Consider the following 20,834-nt stretch of genomic DNA (forward strand, 5'->3'; position numbering starts at 1 on the left):
GCTAGAATAGCATTTAAAACCTTAATATTACCAATTTGGTTATATCGCTCGTTATAATTAATTAAGCCTTTTCATAAAAAACTATTTTTGCTGAGGTGGATTCGATTTGTAAAATTGTGAAAAGATATGCATAAGCTATCAATACCCAATGAGGTTATATAGCATATACAAAAAACGGCCGTTTAAAATATTTATATGGCCGTTCAAGTATGTTAAAACACCCTATTCTTTGCTGATTGTTCGCTTTATCCAATAATCAACGCTTACAAAGCGCCCACCTCCAGTGAAAAATAAACTAAGCAGCATTGCAAAGTAAATGGCAGCAAATTCAATCCCATTGTTTAGAATTGAAGGTTTGCCTTTATCGTACAAATACTCAGGAAAACCGTGTTCTTCCAGTATTGCGCGAATTTTGCCAATTCGCTCTTGTACTTCGAGTGAGTTTTCGAGACTTTCTTTTGCACCAGGGATTGATAACCAATCGAGTACCTGAGCTGCACTCGTGTCAGGATTAGTAGGTGCTATTGCAAACCAGCCATTGTGCCAATGCACTGATGTTGCAGCAACAACCATAGTAAACATAAGCGGGATACTAACTAGGCGAGTAAAAAGGCCAAATAATAAAAACCAGCCTCCCAAAAATTCGCTCCAACCAGCTAAAAATGCGAGTAAATCAGGAAATGGTAAGCCTAAGCCCCATTCACTATTCCCAAACCATTGCACAATATCAGGTGACGCTAATAAGCTGTTTAAAAAACCGTCAGCTTCATCACTTATAGCAAGCTTATTGTATCCGGCAATAATCATCACTGGCGCTAAAATTAGTCTGAAAAGTAAAGAAGGTAAACCATCTAAAAAAAATAGTTTACCTATTGCTGATTCGTATAGGTGGGTTAGTGTGTTCATGCGTTTCCTGAGTGCTGTGTTTATTTAGTTATAGACTATAAACAACCAAGACCGCATGAACAGGTAAACTCTTTCAATCTATCTAAGGCTTAAATAGATCTCGCTATTTGAAGCGCTTCAAAAATAGCACGCTTAGCATCAATTGCAGCTGCGAGTTTTGCACCGCCAATCACGTGTACTTTTGCGTTTTCAGCATGGGGCTTTACAACTTCATCATTTGAAACTTGACCAATACACGCAATAACAGTGTCGACAGGTAACACCTGAGTTTCACCACCAACTGTAATAGTTAAACCATTGCTGTCAAAGCTCTGATACTGACAATCTGCAATTTGTTTTACACCATGTTGCTTAGCGACTTGACGATGGATCCAACCTGTTGTTTTACCAAGTTCACTACCAAATCGGCCTGAACTTCTTTTTAACATGTACAACTGGCGATCGTCTTTGTGTGGTTGCGGTTCACATTCAATTCCCCATTGTGTTTTAAATTCATCAATGGTTTGCGATTTATGCTCACTTAAAAATGCCACCATATCAAAACCAATACCGCCAGCACCTAATATAGCAATAGAATTACCTAACTCGACTTCGCCACGAATTACTTCATCGTATGCAAATACGCGTTTGTCATCGCTACATTTAATTGACGCCTCACGGGGGCGAACACCCGTTGCAAAAACAATGTCATCAAACTGTGTCAGCATTGACTCGTTGTAAGACGTTTCAAGTTGAACCGATACATCTAAACGTTCTAGCTCATTAATAAAGTATGCCAGTGTATGATTAAAGTCTTCTTTACCAGGTATTTGCATGGCTAGATTAAATTGGCCACCCATTTGCGATTTTTGGTCAATCAAAGTGACCTTATGACCTTTCTGAGCTAAATAACAACTTGCAGATAAGCCAGCCGGGCCAGCCCCCACAACAAGTACATTTTTTGAGATTGTGGCTTTATCGAGCGGGTAGTCAAGTTCAAAGGCAGCTTGCGGGTTAACTAAACAGGTTGCACGTTTATTTTTAAATACATGATCTAAACAACCCTGGTTACAGCCAATACAAATATTAATTTGTTTGGTTTGATCGTTTTGGTATTTATTAAAAAACTCAGGATCAGCTAATAAAGGTCTAGCCATTGATATAAGGTCGGCTTCACAAGCATTTAATATATCATTTGCAATGTCAGGTGTGTTAATGCGGTTAACCGCAATGACTGGAACGCTAACAACACTTTTTAAGCGCTTAGACGCTTCTTTAAAAGCCCCTGGTGGAACCATGCTAGCAATTGTAGGAACGCGTGCTTCATGCCAGCCAATACCTGTGTTAAAAATATCAACCCCGGCTTTTTCAAGCTCAGTGGCTTGAATAACAACTTCATCTGGCGTTGAACCATTAGGGATTAAATCCATTACAGATAATCTAAATATGATTAAAAATTTATCTGAAACTTTTGCCCTAACCGCTTTTACTATTTCCAGTGCTAAACGCATGCGGTTTTCTAGGCTACCACCAAATTCATCAGTACGTTTGTTTGTATGCGGCGCCATAAACTCGTTAATTAAGTACCCTTCAGAGCCCATTACCTCAACACCGTCGTAACCTGCTTTTTCTGCCATATAAGCAGAATGTGCAAAGTCTTTAATCGTTTTTTTAATTGAGCTCAGTGACATTTCTTTAGGCTTGTAAGGATTAATTGGAGCCTGAATAGCACTAGGTGCCTGATTGAAAGGATGATAAGCGTAGCGACCAGCATGCAGTAACTGTAAACAAATTTTCCCACCATGCTTATGAACAGCATCTGTGTATGCGCGGTGCTTAAAAACATCATAATAACTGTGAAAAGAAGAAGATATTGGCGTTAACTTACCTCGTAGGTTCGGGCTATAGCCACCTGTTATGAGCATGGCAGTACCACCCTTCGCGCGGGCCTCATAAAATGCACGTAAACGTTTTCTGTTATGCCATCCCTCTTCAAGGCCCGTATGCATTGAGCCCATAACTAATCTGTTTCGTAATTGTGTGTGTTTTAATTGTAGTTGTTGTTCTAACATCTTATGCCCCATTAACTGGTCTAACCTGTGTAGATTCACTAATTCTGCTTCAACGACAACGAATAAGCAATATTTGCATGTATTTAATTGATACTTTAGCCACGCTTAAAATACGTACTTATATCAAAATTACTATTTAATGCGTGCATGTATAGCATAATAAACCCATTGTTTTCGGTATCTTAAACGTATTTATAAACACTTCGTTACGATTTAGCAGTTAAATTTATATTTATTCTAGGATAAGATGAAACAAATGTATTAGCTGTACCAAATTAAGGAGCTATTTTGATAGCAAAAATTTTTAAAGGTATTTGGGCTGGAATAAACTTTTCTCGTCGATTAATTATTAACTTTTTGTTTGTGCTACTTGTTATTGTATTTATTGCAGGTATTTCAAGCGACGAAGACAAAATAATCGTTGATGAAGGCTCTGTTCTTCGATTAAACCTAAATGGTCCATTGGTTGAAGAAAAATTATATATAGATCCTATTGAAGCCGCTTTAAATGATGCAACCTCAGGTAACGACGAGCCAAGCGAAATTTTACTTGACGATGTTATTGAAGTTATAAATGAAGCAACAAAAGATAGCCGAATTAGTGTACTTCTTCTTGACCTGCAAGAAATGCCTAAAGCGCATTTAAACAAGCTTAAGCAAATTACCAGCGCGATTGAAGGCTTCAAACAGGCTGGTAAAAAAGCAATTGCTACGGGTTACTACTACACACAAGCTCAGTATTATATTGCTGCACATGCTGACGAAATAGCAATGCACCCTTACGGTAGTGTCGCTATTGAAGGCTACGGAATGTATCCGCTTTATTTTAAAGACGCACTAGAAAAACTAGAAGTAACGCAGCATATTTTCCGTGTTGGTACATTTAAATCAGCTGTTGAACCCTTTATCCGTAACGATATGTCTGATGCAGCTAAAGAAGCAAACCGAGTATGGTTGGGTGCGCTTTGGAGTGAATATAAGCAAGATGTATCGTCAGTTCGCCCATTCGATGAGTCAAACTTTGATGAAACTATGGATGCTTACCTAGAAAAAATGCAAGCAGCTAACGGTGATGCGGGTAAATACGCATTAGATAATCAATGGGTTGATTCACTTAAAACGACTCAACAGGTGCGCCAACAACTCATAGACTTAGTCGGTGCGCAAGAAGATGGTAAAACATTTAAGCAAGTGTCATTTCGTGAGTACCTAAGTTTAGTTAAACCGCCTGTTGTATTTGACAACCCTATTACTGAAAAAGTAGCGGTTGTGGTAGCGAGAGGCACCATTGTTGATGGTGAGCGAAGAGCAGGCGAAATTGGTGGCGACTCTACTGCAGCCCTACTTCGTAAAGCACGACTAGACGATAAAGTGAAAGCGGTAGTACTACGTATTGATTCAGGTGGCGGTAGTATGTTTGCCTCAGAAGTTATTCGTGCTGAAGTATTAGCGCTCAAAGCAGCTGGTAAACCTGTAATTGCATCAATGAGCTCTGTTGCCGCCTCTGGTGGTTATTGGATTGCATCTGCAGCTAATGAGATTTGGGCTGCACCAAGCACGATTACTGGCTCTATTGGCGTGTTTGGTACGTTTATGACATTTGAAAATACATTATCAAAAATTGGTGTGTATTCTGACGGTGTTGCTACTACCGAAATGGCTGGCTTTTCAGTTACTCGCCCGCTTAACGAAAAAATGGCTCAAGTCATTCAAATGAGTGTTGAAGAAGCTTATGGCCGCTTTTTAGATGTTGTTGCACAAGCGCGAGGCATGACACCAGAGCAGGTTGATGCAATTGCACAAGGTCGAGTTTGGATCGCATCTCAAGCTCTTGAACTGGGATTAATTGATAAGCTTGGTGACAAACAAGATGCAATTGATGCTGCAGCCGCGCTTGCTAAATTAACTAACTACGATGTGAAAACAATCACTCAAGATTTAAGCCCGCAAGAAAAAATGCTGCAAGATATCTTTGGCAGCGCATCGGTTCAGTCTATACTAGGAGCACAATCAACTACCCCATCGGTTTTAGCAACACAAGCTAATTTACAAAGCGTAGTGAAGCAGTTAAGTTCTGAACTAGAAAACCTTAAAGATTATAACGATCCACAAGGTGTATACGCACGCTGTTTAGAATGTAATGTTGCACAATAAAAGTGCATAAGCACCACTCGTTGCTTTATTTACTTTAGCGACAGGTTATACTAAGCCCAGTTTTTTTACTGGGCTTTTTTTATGAAACGTAAACGCATATATATCGCTTACACAGGCGGTACCATAGGGATGAAAAAATCAAGTCGCGGCTATATTCCCGCTGAAGGTTTTTTAACAGAAACGGTTATGAATAATGCTGAATTTAATCGTGATGAAATGCCCTTGTTTGATATTCACGAATACTGCCCTCTTATCGATTCTTCTGACATGTCTCCTGCACATTGGCAGCTCATTGCCGATGATATAAAAAGTAAATATCAGCAATACGATGGATTTGTCGTATTACATGGTACCGATACCATGGCCTATACAGCCTCGGCACTTTCCTTCATGTTTGATAATTTAACTAAGCCCGTTATTGTTACCGGCTCACAGATCCCGCTTTCTCAACTTCGTTCTGATGGACAGGTTAATTTATTAAATGCTATGTATCTTGCTGCAAACTACCCAATTGCAGAAGTAAGCTTGTTTTTTAACAACCAGTTATTTAGAGGTAATAGAGCCACTAAAGCGCATGCAGATGGTTTTGATGCTTTTGCTTCACCAAATTTAGAGCCTCTTGCATTATCAGGTATTAATATTCAACTTATCAAAGGCCAACTGAGCCCTTATGTTGAAAATGAACTTCAAGTTACCACTATAACGCCACAACCAATTGGCGTGCTTTATTTATACCCTGGAATAAGCACCGAGGTGGTCAGAAGCCTTGTAAACGATAACATTAAAGCCTTAGTGTTATTAAGTTTTGGCGTGGGCAATGCACCTCAGGACGATAAGTTTCTTTCTGTGCTAAGTGACGCAAGTAAAAAAGGGATGATCATTGTTAATCTAACACAATGCCTGAAAGGTCAGGTCAATATGGGCGGTTACGCAACTGGCAACGCATTGTTAAATATTGGCGTTATTAGTGGTTATGATATGACATTAGAAGCCTGCTTAACAAAGCTGCATTACCTATTCAGCCAAAATCTAGAAATCGAAACTATTCGTCATTTAATGCAAGATAATATGCGCGGCGAATTAACTCGATAAGCAATTACAGGCATCTGTAAATCAAAAAGGCACGCGTATAGCGTGCCTTTTTTTGTTTAATAATGAATTAGCGCACCTTAGCGTCAATCTCTACTAAATCAGTTAAGTGACATGTCTCGCCGCTGTGGGTTTTAATGCCGTGCTCACCAAAGTAATCACGCTGGGCTTGAACTAAGTGCCCATTACTTGGTGTTGTTAGCGTTGCTAAGTAAGTTTGTGTTGAGCTTAATACTGGAAACGCCAGGCCAGACATAACAGCTTGCCCTGTTACCTTACGCAATGCATTGGCTTCTTTATCAAGCGAGTCTATAAATTCGACACCTTGCGCTACGCTGTCAAGGTAATCAGCTCGAATGATACAACCTGCACGCCAAGTTTGTAATGTTTTCGAAAGATCTACCTTCCATTGATGTGTCCGAGAGGCTCCCTTAATTAACGCAAGGCCTTGGCGATAAGCTAAAAGACTCGCTAACGTAAACGCATCTTTAAGCTCTTCAAGGTCAATATCAACGGTATTAGTTGATTTTGAAGCATAGGTCATTTCTTGTGCCGCAGTTGTATCGCATGCATTGGTTAGATGTCGAGCTTGAACAGCAGCAACCAGTGAGGGTACTGCAATTCCTAACTCAAGTGCATTTTGTGCCGTCCACAAACCAGTACCTTTAGCGCCAACTTTATTATCAATCAGGTCTACTAGAGGCACATTTTTATCATTTTCAAGGGTTAATATATGACTAGAAATAGCGAGTAAGTAACTATTCAACTGCCCTTCTGACCATTCGTCAAATATTGCCGCGACTTCTTTTGGAGAACGGTTAGTACCTAAGCGGAGTAATTGATACATCTCTGCAATTAGTTGCATAAGCGCATATTCAATACCGTTATGAACCATTTTCACAAAGTGTCCACTGGCTGACTGGCCAACACGCGCAAAACAAGAGCTACCGTTATAGCTTGCAGCTACTTTTTCAAACCATGGCTCAATGCGTTCCCAGCCACCTTCTGATCCACTGGCCATCATTGCCGGACCATGGCGAGCGCCTTCTGCTCCGCCTGAAATACCCATAGTGGCAAACTCAAATTTGTTTTGAAACTTTAGCTTGCGAGTAATACCATCTTTATAATTACTGTTACCACAGTCGACTATAATATCATCACACTCTACGCCTGCGTCTACCAGTTCGTTACAAACGGTATCGACTAACTCACCTGCAGGAACAAGCAATAAAATAGAGCGAGGTGCTTCTAAACGCCTTACCATGTCTCCTAAATCAGAGACAATGTGAAGTCTATCAGCCATGCCTTGAGATTTAGCACAGCTTATTAACTCTTCACCCGCATGTGGGTTTTTGTCATAAGCAACAAGCGTTATCCCTTTATCTATTAAGTTTAGGGCAAGATTTTTCCCCATAACGCCTAACCCGACTAATGCAACTTGCATTTAGTGTCCTCCTCGGTAACAACTATTTGGTTAGAAAATTCAGTGTATTCATTAAATAATACCGCGTGCATTATACTCATGCAGTCATAAAATGCTAACCATGAGCCAATACAACATGCTTTTTTATTAAAGATAAATAAGCTATGTAATTATATCAAACATCAATGCTCTAGGGGTGACTTAAAGCACAGCTATTTGAAATTAAGATCATTGACGCATTTTGACACCGGTGTCATAATGATGACACAATAGTTTTGTATAAAATAGTGGCAATTCGTTCAGCTTTGCCTACAACTTAAGATATTGCTTTTTTAAGCTGTATTCTTCGTAAACAAAATAACCGTCAACCTGCTTTCACCAAGCACACAGGAGAAATTGATGCTAAGACGCACAAAAATAGTCGCTACCCTTGGGCCTGCTACCGATAGAGATAACAACCTAGAAAAAATCATTCGCGCAGGCGCAAACGTAGTACGTTTAAACTTCTCACACGGTGTGGCTCAAGATCATAAAGACCGTGCACAAGCAGTTCGTGATATTGCAAAACGATTAAACAAACACATTGCTATACTTGCCGATCTTCAAGGTCCTAAAATCCGAGTTTCAACGTTTAAAGAAGGCAAAGTAACCCTAGCAGTGGGTGCTAAGTTTATTCTTGATGCTAAAATGGAAAAAGGCCAAGGCGATGTAAACGCTGTAGGTATCGATTACAAAGAGCTTCCACAAGATGTATCTCCTAACGATTTACTTCTTTTAAATGATGGTTTAATTCAACTTACGGTTGATAAAGTAGTTGATCATCTCGTTCACTGTACTGTTACAGTAGGAGGCGTTTTATCAAACAACAAAGGGATTAACCGTTTGGGGGGGGGATTAACAGCTCCAGCGTTTACCGAAAAAGACAAAGAAGACTTAATCACAGCAGCAGAAATCGACGTAGATTATATTGCGGTTTCTTTCCCACGTAGTGGCGATGACATGCGTTACGTTCGTTCATTAGCAGAAGCTGCTGGCTCTAAAGCTCAACTTCTAGCAAAAATTGAACGCGCTGAAGCTGTAGAAACACAAGAAGCCATCGATGATATTGTGCTTGCTTCGGACGCTGTAATGGTTGCTCGTGGTGACTTAGGTGTTGAAATTGGCGATGCTGCGCTAATGGGCAAGCAAAAGCTTATTATTCGTCGTGCACGTTCGTTGAACCGTACTGTTGTTACAGCCACGCAAATGATGGAATCGATGATCGATAACCCAATGCCAACACGTGCTGAAGTAATGGATGTTGCAAACGCAGTGCTTGATGGGACTGATGCTGTAATGCTTTCTGCAGAAACAGCTGCTGGCGATTACCCTGAAGAAACGGTAGCAACTATGGCACGCGTTTGTTTAGGTGCTGAGTCACAAAAAGAAACGCATGTATCTAAACACCGTTTAGATAGTCGTTTCTCTAATAATGCTGAATCAATTGCTCTATCGGCTATGTATGCAGCAAACCATTTAGATTCTGTTAAGGCTATTGTAACGCTTACTGAATCTGGTAGCACTGCAAAACTCATGTCACGCATAAGTTCTGGCTTACCAATTTATTCGTTGTCACGTCATGCCAGTACCCTTGGTCAGACTGCACTTTATCGTGGTGTTTATCCGGTGTTTTTTGATTCAACACAAACAGAAAAAAATGCAATGGTTAAAGCAGCATTAGATACACTTGTTGCTCAAGGTTCATTGGCTTCAGGTGATACTGTGATTTTAACGCATGGTGATTCAATGGAAACTGTGGGCGCAACAAATACAATGAAAATTGTTACTGTTGAGTAATTAAAGTTTTCTAAAAAAAATGCGAGCTTAGCTCGCATTTTATATTCTTAAACTTATATTAACTAGCCAACGCTGCTTTTACTTTATCACGGTAACTACGGCTAACTTTTAGCTCTTGACCATTCTCTAAAACAAGTAAATATTCACCACTGACCTGTGTAACTAATTTACTGATTTGTTTTGTATTAACAATTGCGCTGCGATGAACCCTTACAAATAAATGAGGGTCTAGCTCTTGCTCAAGTTCTTTCATTGTTTTTCGTAGTATATGTGTTTGCCCATCTTGGCAATGTAAGCACATATAATCCCCGGCTGCGTCAACCCATTGAATAGTTGCTGCTGGAACACGGATAATTTCGCCCTGCTCTTTTACGGCTAAGGATTCTGGGTAACGTTTATCAACTAAAGTATCACCGGTTGCCAGTTTTTTGAGAATTTCTTCACAATTATTTCCGGTAATGCCAGCTACAAAACTCGCGAGTTTTTTCTTATGGGCGTTGTCTTGTTGCGTTTTTAAATAGGTATGCACTTTTTCTACCGCCTGTTTTAGTCTGTTATCATCAACGGGTTTTAAAATGTAATCCAATGCATGAATTTCAAATGCTTTCACCGCAAATTGATCGAATGCGGTAACAAACACGATTGCCGGAAGTATTTTAGTGCTTTCACTTAACGCGCGAGCAACTTCAAAGCCATTCATGCCTGGCATTTGAATATCTAAAAATACTAAATCTATTTTTTCGTTTTTACACGTCTCTATTGCATCTGCACCTGAACTGCATAATTTAATAACTTCAATGTCATCAAATTCTGAAAGCCTTACATCCAAGCCTTTGCGCGCTAATGGTTCATCATCAACAATAAGCGTTCTGATTTTCATCATTTCTTCACAGCCTTCTCAAACGGCACTCGCAGATTAACCTTTAATCCACTTGGCGTATTATGTGATAATACAAACGAATAATTATTTTCGTAGAGCGTTTTTAATCTATCTTTGGTATTTGCAATACCAACACCTTGTGCGTTAACAAGCTTGCCATTTTCTAATTCGGTGCCAGGCCCATTATCTCCCACTTCAAGGAGTAATTCGTTAGCAAACACTTGGGCTTTAATATCTATTACCCCACCTTCAGATAAGTGGGCAATCGCATATTTAATTGCGTTTTCAATAATAGGTTGCAGTATAAGGCTAGGAACTAATGCTTGCTTAGCTTGTTCGCTTACATCTATGTTTACTTTTAATCGTTCATCAAAACGAACTCGTTCAATATCTAAATATAATTTTAACGCATGCAACTCTTGCTCAAGTGGTACCTTTTTTATGGGATCTGTATTTAGGGTATACCTTAAAAAGTCACTTAATTTAGACACCATTAAGTTAGCATCTTTATTTTCTTTTACCAAAACTAATGTTGAAATAGCATTTAACGTATTGAATAAAAAATGCGGGTTAAGCTGGTATCTAAGCATTTTTAATTGGGCTTCGTGCGCCATTGTAGTTGCTTTTAATGCTTTTTGACGTTCACTTTGTAATAGCTGATAATATTTAACACCAAAGTATAAGCCACTCCAACATAAAATAATGTAGACCGAATCTAAACCTTGTTGAAGATAATAAAACCACTCTTCAGGTCTGTAACCATGGCGATATATCTCCCATAGATTAAACTTCTGTACAACAGCCCATAAGGTACCCGTAATATAAGATGCACCAAACACCACTAACATAAGCACTATAGGTGAAGCATTCCAAACAGTACGGTAAATATAGCGAAGTGGTACTGTCATCAAACAGCCAGCATAAGCATTTAATAATATAACGAATACGTAAATATCACGCATTTCAAATACTTTAGAACCAATGTAATTGACAAGCGCATACCCTATCCAGCCCGCAATCTGCAAAAGCCAAAAAAAGCGCTGACGGTTATCAATTAAAGATTGCCAATTCAAAATTTACATCGTCTCCAAAATAGTAACTACTTTAAAATCTATTTTTAGTGTGTATTTATTAATAACTAAATAGTTTTATAAATAAACTGAATAATATCGTCATCTATTATATAGATTTACGAGGATATTTAGCACTACCGCCTATCTTAGTTTTTAATACAATCAACGCAAACTATACTCACACGCAATAAAAAAGCGAAAGGTGTTATCCTTTCGCTTTCATAAATACGTTGATAGTTAGTGTTTAAGCTAGTTTATCTGACGCAACTTTATAAGTAGGATCTTCTATTACATTGACCTCAACTAAATCACGCGCTTTGTGCAATAACTGAGTACAGTCTTTACTTAAATGACGCAAATGAAGCTGCTTACCCGCTTTAGTATATTTATCAGCTAATGCGTCAATAGCCTCTATTGCACTGTGATCTGATACACGGCTATGTTTAAACTCTACAATAACGTTCTCTGGGTCATTTTTAACATCAAATAATTCAGAAAAGTTTTTAACTGAACCAAAAAATAATGGCCCATGTAACTCATATACTTTTGAGCCTTCTTCATCAATGTAGTTTGTTGTGTAAATATGTTTAGCATGTTGCCATGCAAAAACAAGTGCCGACACAATCACACCTACACACACTGCAATCGCTAAATCGGTAATCACGGTTACACCCGAAACTAACACAATTACAAAGGCATCTGACAATGGTACGCGCTTCATCATTTTAAAGCTTGCCCATTCAAATGTACCAAGCACAACCATAAACATAACCCCCACAAGTGCAGCGAGTGGGATCATTTCAATTAAGCTTGATGCAAAAATGATAAACGCAAGCAGCATTAAGGCTGCACTTATTCCCGATAAACGAGAGCGGCCGCCCGAATTAATATTAATCATTGATTGGCCAATCATTGCACAACCGCCCATTGCTCCAAAAAAACCACACGTTATATTTGCAGCGCCTTGGCCAATACACTCTTTGTTACTGTGACCACGCGTTTCAGTAATTTCATCAATTAAGCTAAGCGTTAATAATGACTCTATCAGGCCGATAGCAGCAAGTATAAGCGCGTAAGGGAAGATAATTTGCAGTGTTTCTAAATTAAATGGCACCATAGGAATATGAAACTCTGGCAACCCACCTGCGATTGTTGCTGCTTCATCACCTGTCATCCCTTTTAAAAAATCTAATACGGTATGTGCTTCAAGGTCTAAACCAATAACTAAGCCTGTCACCGTTACAATCGCAACCAAAGATGAAGGAATAGCCGTTGTTAACTTTGGAAGGAAATGAATAATAGCCATTGTTAACGCAACAAGCCCTAACATAATAAACAATGGTTCACCTGTCATCCATTGCTGACCGCCCATACCATCAGGTACTTTAAACTGACCTAACTGGGCTAAAAATATAACAATAGCTAAGCCGTTTACAAACCCCAGCATTACAGGATGCGGTACCATACGTATAAACTTACCGAGCTTGAATATTCCCGCGAGTATTTGCAAAATACCCATCAGAAGCACGGTTGCAAAGAGATACTCAACACCATGATCAAGCACTAAACTTACCATTACAACCGCTAAAGCACCGGTTGCACCTGAGATCATGCCTGGGCGGCCACCGAATATAGCCGTAATTAAACCTACGATAAACGCGGCATATAGACCAACTAAAGGTTCTACATTTGCAACAAAGGCAAACGCAACAGCTTCTGGCACTAGGGCTAACGCCACAGTTAAACCAGATAGAATATCGTTTTTAGCTGAGCTTGGCGCCCTGCTTAGTAAGTTAAACATTGAGATCCTCAGGTGTATTTTGGGTATAAAAAAAGCGCTAAATTTTAGCAAATTAGCGCTCATTTAACAATTACATTGTGTTTTTAAACTAAATAGCTTTAAAAAGTTATCTGTTTACAAAGGTAGAGATGTGCTGCGTTTTACACAGGTCATTGTCACGTTTGAATGCACTTCCTGTACGTACTCTAAACTTAATAAATTATCTCGAACAAAATGTTCGTAGCCTTCTATCCCTTGTGAGATTATTCGCAACATAAAATCCATTGTGCCTGCCATTGTATAACACTCAGTGACCTCATCGTAACTCATGATCAATTTTTCAAATTCAGCTAGATTTTTTTTACCGTGATTAGATAAACGCACATGTGCGTACACCAACATATCAAAGCCAAGTTTCTTCTCATCTAACAATGCCACTTTGCTTTTTATGTAGCCGTCTTGCTCTAGTTTAGCAATTCGACGCCAACAAGGTGATTGAGATAAGCCGACTTTATCTGCTATTTCAGCAGTTGATAGACTTGCGTCTTGTTGCAAAAGTGCCAAAATTTGGCGATCTACGTGATTTAGAGACATTTTATTTCTTATTTATCAAATAAACTGGTTAAATTATACAACCATTTTTAAAAACAGTCTGCTTATTTTTAATTTTTCTATGTATAAATTACTCATAATTAATACATTTAACTCACTAGCCGTACTGCCCACTTACAAAAGGATTCGTTTTAATTTCATGCTCAACGGATGTTTCACCGCCATGGCCAGACAAAATCGCGGTTTGTAAAGGTAAGGTTAGTATATGAGCCTTAATAGACTCTATAAGTTGTTGACTATTCCCTTTAGGAAAGTCAGTACGTCCTACAGAGCCTTTAAATATAACATCTCCAACAATGACACATTGTTCATTTTTTTCGTAAAATACAATATGCCCTGGTGTATGGCCTGGGCAGTGAAATACATCAAATGTTAACTTGCCTAGACTCAAAGTATCACCGTGCGATAACCATTCGTCAGGGTAAAAAGGTTTAATAGGTGAAAAACCAAACATTTGAGCTTGCATTGATAAATTTTCAAACCAAAAATGTTCATCCTTGTGTGGGCCAATAATCTTAGTATTGAAATGCTTACGAAGTACGTCTGCTCCACCAACGTGGTCTAAGTGCCCATGGGTTAACCAAACAGCTTTAAGGGTTAAATTATTACTCGTTAAAGCTGCAATTATTGTATCGCTGTCACCGCCAGGATCAACAACGACTGCTTCTTGGGTACTTTCGCAAGCTATTATTCTGCAATTTTGTGCAAAAGGAGTCACTGGTATTGTAATAATTCTCATCACTATATTTCTTTATCTTTTTGTTCTGGTATTGCTATTTCTTCTTCAAACGATATAAGTATTGGGTACTTTAGATATGCTTCATCATAAAATGGGCTGTGCTGATACAACCAATCTAAGCGAGCATCAGCATCACTTGCAAATGACTTTTCAGTTTTTAATTTTTGGTCAAATTGCAAAGCAAGTTTTGGCTGTTCTTTTAACATATTACGAGCAAAAGGGATCAGCGCGTAATTTTCCATATACTCAGTGCGCTGAAAAATCGTGTTAAATTCTCCCCATGAAAAAAACGAGTCAGGCGCCTCTGGATGCAGTAGATGGACAGCCAATTCCCCTGCTTTTTGTTGAGTTGTAACTTCAAACCAACCGTCTAAATTTACATTAATAGCAGGTTTATAATCGAAAGTAGCCGTTACCCTAAATCTTCCTTCAAACGGTGACTTAGCAAACGAGTGCTCATTTATTTTTGCCTGTTTTAATGGTTGTGTGTTTTCACCAACTAATTTATTCACAGACACACCATGAAGCGACAGTTTTTCAATTAAATCGGTGTAAACAGGTGGTATAAAAAATGCCTTAGGTACTTCAATACGTTTTTGTACATCTTTTTGCCAATATACAGGTAAATTTGTATAGTCTTCTTTCTCACCAATATATTGAACTTCTGTTTGACCCGATAATGTACTCACTTTTGACGTATAACGAATACCTTTAAATGCAATTTCTACAGGGTCTTTACTATAGCCTCGTTGAACAATAAGCTGCTTTGGTACAAATGCGTGTTCTTTTTTTACTGCATTAGCTAGTTCATGTCCATGCTTTGATAAAGCATCAATTGCTCCGTCAATAAACACGTAAGTCCCCAATACACGCTGCTTATAGGGTTTTAATGAGTGGTTTTCGACTAAAATTGTAGGTAATGATTTTAAGTCACCCCAACCGTTCGAAAAACGGGGTGTAGCAACCCAACCCGCAAGCCCTTCTTTAAAGTTTCGCTTATTCATAACAAATACAAGAGGCCCAGGAATATGCCCTTGCGATGCTAACTTATTATCTATAACCGGTTTAAAGTATCTATCTAACGTATCAGCAATAGCAGGAGATTCACTTGCAAACACCGGATTATATCCATAGGTCACATCGTATTGATAATCGGCACCGTCAGTAACATGCACATCAATATAAAGGTTTGGGTTATAGTCATTAATAACCTTTAAAACACTTTTAACTTCGGGTGTTTCAAGTTTTGTGAAGTCACGGTTTAAATTTAAATTATTTGCATTGGTTCTAAAACCCATTTTACTCGGGCCGCGTTGATTAATACGATTAAAATGGCTGCTTCTTTCATGTCCGTCAACGTTTAATATTGGGATAAATAAAATATTTACTTTCTTTAAAATATCTCTACGTTTGCCTGTAGCTATGTCGCGTAACAACATAAACATGGCGTCTTTACCGTCAATCTCGCCAGCGTGAATTCCCGCTTGAATAAGCACTGTTGGCTTAGTGCTATTGGCAAGCTGATCTGCATCAAAAAAACCTTGCTCAGTCGCTACCACCATTTTAATAGCACGCTTACTATTACTAAAACCTATTATTTGCGATTTAAATTGAGTCGGATTTGCAGCAACTAAACGCTCTACAAAAGCCATTGTGTTGTTGTAATCAGGAGATATATAACCATCTGAAAGCTCAAAATCCGTTGTCAGAGGCCCCGCCTGTTGTATCAGCGATAAACTTTCGCCTTCCCAAGGTAGCAAAGGGGGTAAATGGCTATCGTAAGTCATACTTGCAGTTAAAAAGAGTAAGCTGGCTAACATATTATTCTCAAAAAACGCTTTAATACCCAAATTATAACAACTTAACTGATCGTTACGAAAAAACTGCGGTAGTTCAACAAAAAACACAGCCTAAGGTAAGCTAATAATGTATCAGGAATGTTTTATTGAGAATAAAGCATAATTAGCATCCAATTAAATACAGCTGAGCCTTTAAATTAATAACGGATTATTTTGCTTGGGAAGTTAGAATAGCTCTTGTATGTTGGGGTTTTATTTCAAATTTTAGGCACAAAAAAAGGAGCCAATGGGCTCCTTTTCAGTTCTTATAAAAAAGCTTAAGCGGCTAGGCCTTCTTTAGCTTTTTCTACAAGCGCTGCGAATGCAACTTGGTCGTAAACAGCGATATCTGCAAGGATCTTACGATCGATTTCTACAGACGTCTTTTTAAGACCATTGATAAAACGGCTGTAAGACAGACCATTTTGACGTGAAGCGGCATTGATACGTGCAATCCATAATTGACGGAAAGTACGTTTCTTCGCACGACGGTCACGGTAAGCGTATTGACCCGCTTTAGTAACAGCCTGGAAAGCTACGCGGTAAACACGTGAACGTGCTCCGTAGTAACCTTTTGCTTGTTTTAAAACTTTTTTGTGACGTGCACGTGCGACAACGCCGCGTTTAACTCTTGCCATTTCTAAAAACCCCTATTAAGCGAACGGTAACATACGTGAAACTAGACCATGGTCATTTTTATGAACCATCATCTTAGGACGTAGGTGTAACTTACGCTTAGAAGTTTTCTTAGTCAGAATATGACGAAGATGCGCTTGTTTACGCTTGAAACCGCCAGAAGCAGTCTTTTTGAAACGCTTAGCAGCGCCACTGTGACTTTTTAGCTTATAAGCCATTGCAATAACTCCAATTGTATTGCTTTTAAATTAGTAAGCAGGCGTGAGATATATTTCTATAGCTCCACTTTTAGGCCTAACTTACTGCCATGTTCCGGTGAAAACCCAACATCAAATGCTGCAGCTTTACTTTAAAACCGGTTAACTCAGGTGAATATTTGCATATTGCTTGCAGACCTGAGCTAAATTCGGTGCGCATTATTACTTAAAAATTACTTTTTAGCAATAGGTGCCATCATCATAACCATTTGACGGCCTTCAACGCGATTTGGGAAAGACTCTACTACTGCTAAGTCTTCTAAATCGCCTTTAACGCGGTTTAATAGTTCGATACCAATTTCTTGGTGAGCCATTTCACGGCCACGGAAGCGGATGGTAATTTTAGCTTTATCGCCAGCTTCTAAGAACTTACGTAAGTTGCGAAGCTTAACCTGATAGTCACCTTCATCCGTACCAGGACGGAATTTGATTTCTTTAATCTGGATTTGCTTTTGCTTCTTCTTCTGCTCTTTCAGTTCTTTGCTTTTTTCAAAGATGAACTTACCGTAGTCCATAACCTTACAAACAGGCGGCTCAGCGTTAGGGCTAATCTCTACAAGATCAACACCCGCTGCATCAGCCATAGCTTGTGCGTCTTTTAATGACTGAATGCCAGCTTGTTCGCCGTCGATGTCGATTAAACGAACTTCTTGAGCTGTAATTTCTTCGTTAATACGATTTTTTTGAGCTGTTTGTTGCCCTTTCTTGCCGCCTCTAATGGTACGTTCCTCCAAGAATATCAATAATATAAGCGTGTAGATGGCTTTTAGTAATTGCCCTACACGCTCGATTTTTACTGTCGATTTTTAATCTCTTCGCTTATTTTAGCTACAAAATCATCGACATTAAATTTACCCAGGTCTTCACCTGTTCGCGTACGTACTGCTACTTCTTGTTGTTCAACTTCTTTATCGCCAACAACTAATAAGTAAGGTATACGCTTTAATGTATGTTCACGGATTTTAAAGCCAATCTTCTCATTTCTCAAGTCAGCAGCGGCTCTAATTCCAAGTTTATTTAATTTTTGTACAATTTCCTGCACATAAGGTGCTTGTTTATCAGTGATATTCATAATCACTACTTGCTTTGGTGCAAGCCACGTAGGGAATAAACCAGCATACTCTTCAGTCAAAATTCCGATAAAGCGCTCAATTGAGCCCAAAATAGCACGATGTATCATAACAGGTGTGCGTCGTTCGTTATTTTCTGCTACATAAGTAGCACCTAAACGACCCGGTAATGCAAAATCTAGTTGCACTGTACCACACTGCCACGCTCTGTCTAAACAATCGTACAAAGTAAATTCAATTTTAGGGCCATAAAACGCCCCTTCACCAGGAAGGTAATCAAATTCGATGTCGTTTGCTTTTAGTGCATCGGCTAATGCAAATTCAGCTTTGTCCCAAATTTCATCGTCGCCAATACGTTGTTCCGGGCGAGTTGAAAGCTTAACCACAATCTTTTCAAAACCGAATGTCTCATAAGTATCATAAACCATCTTAATACACGCTGACACTTCGTCCATTACCTGCTCTTCTGTACAGAAAACGTGAGCATCATCTTGTGTAAAGCCACGTACACGCATTAGTCCGTGTAAAGCACCTGATGGCTCATTTCGGTGACAACAGCCAAACTCGGCCATACGTAATGGTAAGTCGCGGTACGATTTTAAACCTTGGTTAAAAATTTGTACGTGACCTGGGCAGTTCATTGGCTTAATTGCATATTCACGCTTTTCAGATTCTGTAGTAAACATGGCGTCTGAATATTTTTCCCAGTGACCTGATTTTTCCCATAACGAACGGTCCATCATCATCGGACCTTTTACTTCTTCGTATTGGTACTCACGTAATTTTTCACGCACAAACTCTTCAAGCTCGCGGTAAATGCTCCAACCATCGTTATGCCAAAATACCATACCTGGCGCTTCTTCTTGCCAGTGCCATAAATCTAGAGCTTTTCCTATACGGCGATGATCACGTTTTTCAGCTTCTTCTAAACGCTTTAAATACGCTTTAAGTTGCTTTTTATCACCCCATGCTGTGCCGTAGATACGCTGTAACATTTTGTTTTCAGAATCACCACGCCAATATGCACCTGCTACTTTCATTATTTTGAAGTTTTGGCAGAATTTCATATTTGGTACGTGAGGACCACGACACATGTCTACATATTCTTCGTGATGGTATAATCCTGGACGATCATCTTTTGCAATGTTCTCATCCAAAATTTCAATTTTGTATGTTTCGCCACGCGCTTCAAACGTATCGCGAGCTTCTTGCCAGCTTACTGTTTTTTTCACTACGTCGTAGTTTGTTTTTGCAAGTTGTAGCATACGCTTTTCAATGGCATCTAAGTCATCTTGTGACAAAGAATGTTCCATATCGATATCGTAGTAAAAACCGTTATCAATAGTTGGACCAATAGCCATTTTAGCTTCAGGGAAAAGTTGCTTAACTGCATGCCCAATCAAGTGAGCACAAGAGTGGCGAATAATTTCTAGGCCGTCGTCATCTTTAGCAGTAATGATTTCAAGGCGAGAATCTTCACTAATTAGGTCACACGCATCAACACGATCACCATTAACACGACCTGCTATGGTTGCCTTAGCAAGACCAGGACCAATATCATTTGCTACATCAAGAGTACTTACAGGGTTTTCGAAACTACGCTGACTGCCGTCAGGAAGAGTAATAACTGGCATTATAAATCCTTACATACAGTGGTGACACCTACAATGTATCACGTGTATTTTTAAATAAAATTAAATGAGAATGACTCGACAACGCTCTTACGAATAAGCATTGACTATTTTTCGCCAAACAGGCTGATGTAGATGCTGAGTCTGCTCAACTACAAAAATATATTGTCGCGTGAGCGAGAAACAATTACAAGTTTAAAGGCTCTGTTAAAGGTGTTATTTTACTTAAGTTTGTAAATTTAGATAAAAACAATGACAATTTTGAGAAATGCGTAATAAAATTTCGTCTTGTTGCTTATTCTCGCAATTTAATAGATGTTGCGTATAATATACAACAATTAAGTTTTATTAGAGAACAGCAATGAGAACATGTGGTGTAGAAATTACCGGTAGTGACGTACTACTTTGTATTTTAAGTAAAGATAACGACGTTTTTGACATTCGCGATGTGCGCCAAACACGTTTTACCTTAGGTAATGGTAACGACACTGAAGTAATGCGCAAATTTCAATTTGATTTTGCAAAACTAATGCAAGATTACCAAATTGACTCTGTGGCTATTCGCGAACGCCTACCTAAAGGTAAATTTGCAGGCAGCGCTAAAGGTTTCAAAATGGAAACCGCTATTCAGTTAATTGAAAACCTAGATGTTCGCGTGTTCTCAACAACTGAAATTAAAGAACAAGTGAAACGTAACCCTATCCCTATTGCTTTTGAAGAAACCGGCCTTAAAAAATATCAAGAAAATGCGTTTGTTAATGCCTACGTATACATAATGAAAAAAACGTACCGTAGCGACGAAATGTAATTTAACAAGCTTTAAAGTAAAAACGCGCCTAAATGGCGCGTTTTTTATGCA

At 38.9% G+C, this 20,834-nt stretch carries 17 protein-coding genes; 4 read left to right on the top strand and 13 right to left on the bottom strand.

All coding sequences use genetic code 11. The annotated features are described in order from the left end of the window. Window positions 1-222: 222 nt before the first annotated feature. Window positions 223-906, bottom strand: a complete 684-nt coding sequence (locus KZZ04_RS15095; protein ID WP_138530150.1) for a DoxX family protein — start codon at window positions 904-906, stop codon at window positions 223-225. An 89-nt stretch (window positions 907-995) separates the two neighbouring features. Further along, a complete protein-coding gene (locus tag KZZ04_RS15100; protein WP_219423075.1) occupies window positions 996-2,957 on the bottom strand; it encodes an FAD-dependent oxidoreductase in 1,962 nt (653 codons plus the stop codon). Between the two features lie 288 nt (window positions 2,958-3,245). On the opposite strand from KZZ04_RS15100, the gene sppA reads away from it, so the two are divergent. Then, window positions 3,246-5,111, top strand: coding sequence for a signal peptide peptidase SppA (sppA, locus tag KZZ04_RS15105; RefSeq protein ID WP_219423076.1), 1,866 nt, complete (start codon window positions 3,246-3,248; stop codon window positions 5,109-5,111). Window positions 5,112-5,192: 81 nt separating this feature from the next. Further along, window positions 5,193-6,203, top strand: a complete 1,011-nt coding sequence (gene ansA, locus KZZ04_RS15110) for an asparaginase (protein ID WP_058403933.1) — start codon at window positions 5,193-5,195, stop codon at window positions 6,201-6,203. A gap of 67 nt (window positions 6,204-6,270) precedes the next feature. On the opposite strand, the gene gndA is transcribed toward ansA, so the two are convergent. Further along, window positions 6,271-7,644, bottom strand: coding sequence for an NADP-dependent phosphogluconate dehydrogenase (gene gndA / locus KZZ04_RS15115; RefSeq protein WP_058403932.1), 1,374 nt, complete (start codon window positions 7,642-7,644; stop codon window positions 6,271-6,273). Between the two features lie 378 nt (window positions 7,645-8,022). Here gndA and pyk point away from each other — a divergent pair, with 378 nt between their 5' ends. After that, window positions 8,023-9,459, top strand: a complete 1,437-nt coding sequence (pyk, locus tag KZZ04_RS15120; RefSeq protein ID WP_058551892.1) for a pyruvate kinase — start codon at window positions 8,023-8,025, stop codon at window positions 9,457-9,459. A gap of 58 nt (window positions 9,460-9,517) precedes the next feature. On the opposite strand, the gene KZZ04_RS15125 is transcribed toward pyk, so the two are convergent. The 10 genes from KZZ04_RS15125 to thrS form a co-directional block, all read right to left on the bottom strand. Next, entirely contained in the window at window positions 9,518-10,342 is an 825-nt protein-coding gene (locus tag KZZ04_RS15125) for a LytTR family DNA-binding domain-containing protein (protein WP_219423077.1), read from the bottom strand. After that, the gene (locus KZZ04_RS15130; RefSeq protein WP_058403929.1) at window positions 10,339-11,412 is read right to left on the bottom strand and encodes a sensor histidine kinase; all 1,074 of its coding nucleotides are present in this window, start codon (window positions 11,410-11,412) and stop codon (window positions 10,339-10,341) included. The genes KZZ04_RS15125 and KZZ04_RS15130 overlap by 4 nt, the downstream gene beginning before the upstream one ends. Window positions 11,413-11,656: 244 nt before the next feature. Beyond that, window positions 11,657-13,213, bottom strand: coding sequence for a SulP family inorganic anion transporter (locus KZZ04_RS15135; RefSeq protein ID WP_058551890.1), 1,557 nt, complete (start codon window positions 13,211-13,213; stop codon window positions 11,657-11,659). Window positions 13,214-13,327: 114 nt separating this feature from the next. After that, window positions 13,328-13,786: an Lrp/AsnC family transcriptional regulator gene (locus KZZ04_RS15140; RefSeq protein ID WP_002960703.1), complete on the bottom strand. Its 459-nt coding sequence runs from the start codon at window positions 13,784-13,786 to the stop codon at window positions 13,328-13,330. Between the two features lie 115 nt (window positions 13,787-13,901). Next, complete coding sequence (locus KZZ04_RS15145) at window positions 13,902-14,543, bottom strand: MBL fold metallo-hydrolase (RefSeq protein WP_219423078.1); 642 nt, start codon at window positions 14,541-14,543, stop codon at window positions 13,902-13,904. Between the two features lie 2 nt (window positions 14,544-14,545). Further along, on the bottom strand, window positions 14,546-16,363 hold the full coding sequence (locus KZZ04_RS15150; protein ID WP_219423079.1) for a M14 family metallopeptidase: 1,818 nt from the start codon (window positions 16,361-16,363) through the stop codon (window positions 14,546-14,548). 296 nt (window positions 16,364-16,659) lie between these two features. Beyond that, window positions 16,660-17,019: a 50S ribosomal protein L20 gene (gene rplT / locus KZZ04_RS15155; RefSeq protein WP_002960711.1), complete on the bottom strand. Its 360-nt coding sequence runs from the start codon at window positions 17,017-17,019 to the stop codon at window positions 16,660-16,662. 15 nt (window positions 17,020-17,034) lie between these two features. Next, a complete protein-coding gene (gene rpmI / locus KZZ04_RS15160; RefSeq protein WP_002960713.1) occupies window positions 17,035-17,235 on the bottom strand; it encodes a 50S ribosomal protein L35 in 201 nt (66 codons plus the stop codon). A gap of 212 nt (window positions 17,236-17,447) precedes the next feature. After that, window positions 17,448-18,008: a translation initiation factor IF-3 gene (infC, locus tag KZZ04_RS15165; RefSeq protein ID WP_006794470.1), complete on the bottom strand. Its 561-nt coding sequence runs from the start codon at window positions 18,006-18,008 to the stop codon at window positions 17,448-17,450. Between the two features lie 59 nt (window positions 18,009-18,067). Continuing rightward, a complete protein-coding gene (gene thrS / locus KZZ04_RS15170) occupies window positions 18,068-19,978 on the bottom strand; it encodes a threonine--tRNA ligase (protein WP_219423080.1) in 1,911 nt (636 codons plus the stop codon). Between the two features lie 358 nt (window positions 19,979-20,336). On the opposite strand from thrS, the gene KZZ04_RS15175 reads away from it, so the two are divergent. Continuing rightward, complete coding sequence (locus tag KZZ04_RS15175; RefSeq protein ID WP_219423081.1) at window positions 20,337-20,783, top strand: DUF3010 family protein; 447 nt, start codon at window positions 20,337-20,339, stop codon at window positions 20,781-20,783. The last annotated feature ends 51 nt before the right edge of the window (window positions 20,784-20,834 follow it).

The organism is Pseudoalteromonas sp. CR1 (genome assembly GCF_019392235.1).
Lineage (GTDB): Bacteria > Pseudomonadota > Gammaproteobacteria > Enterobacterales > Alteromonadaceae > Pseudoalteromonas.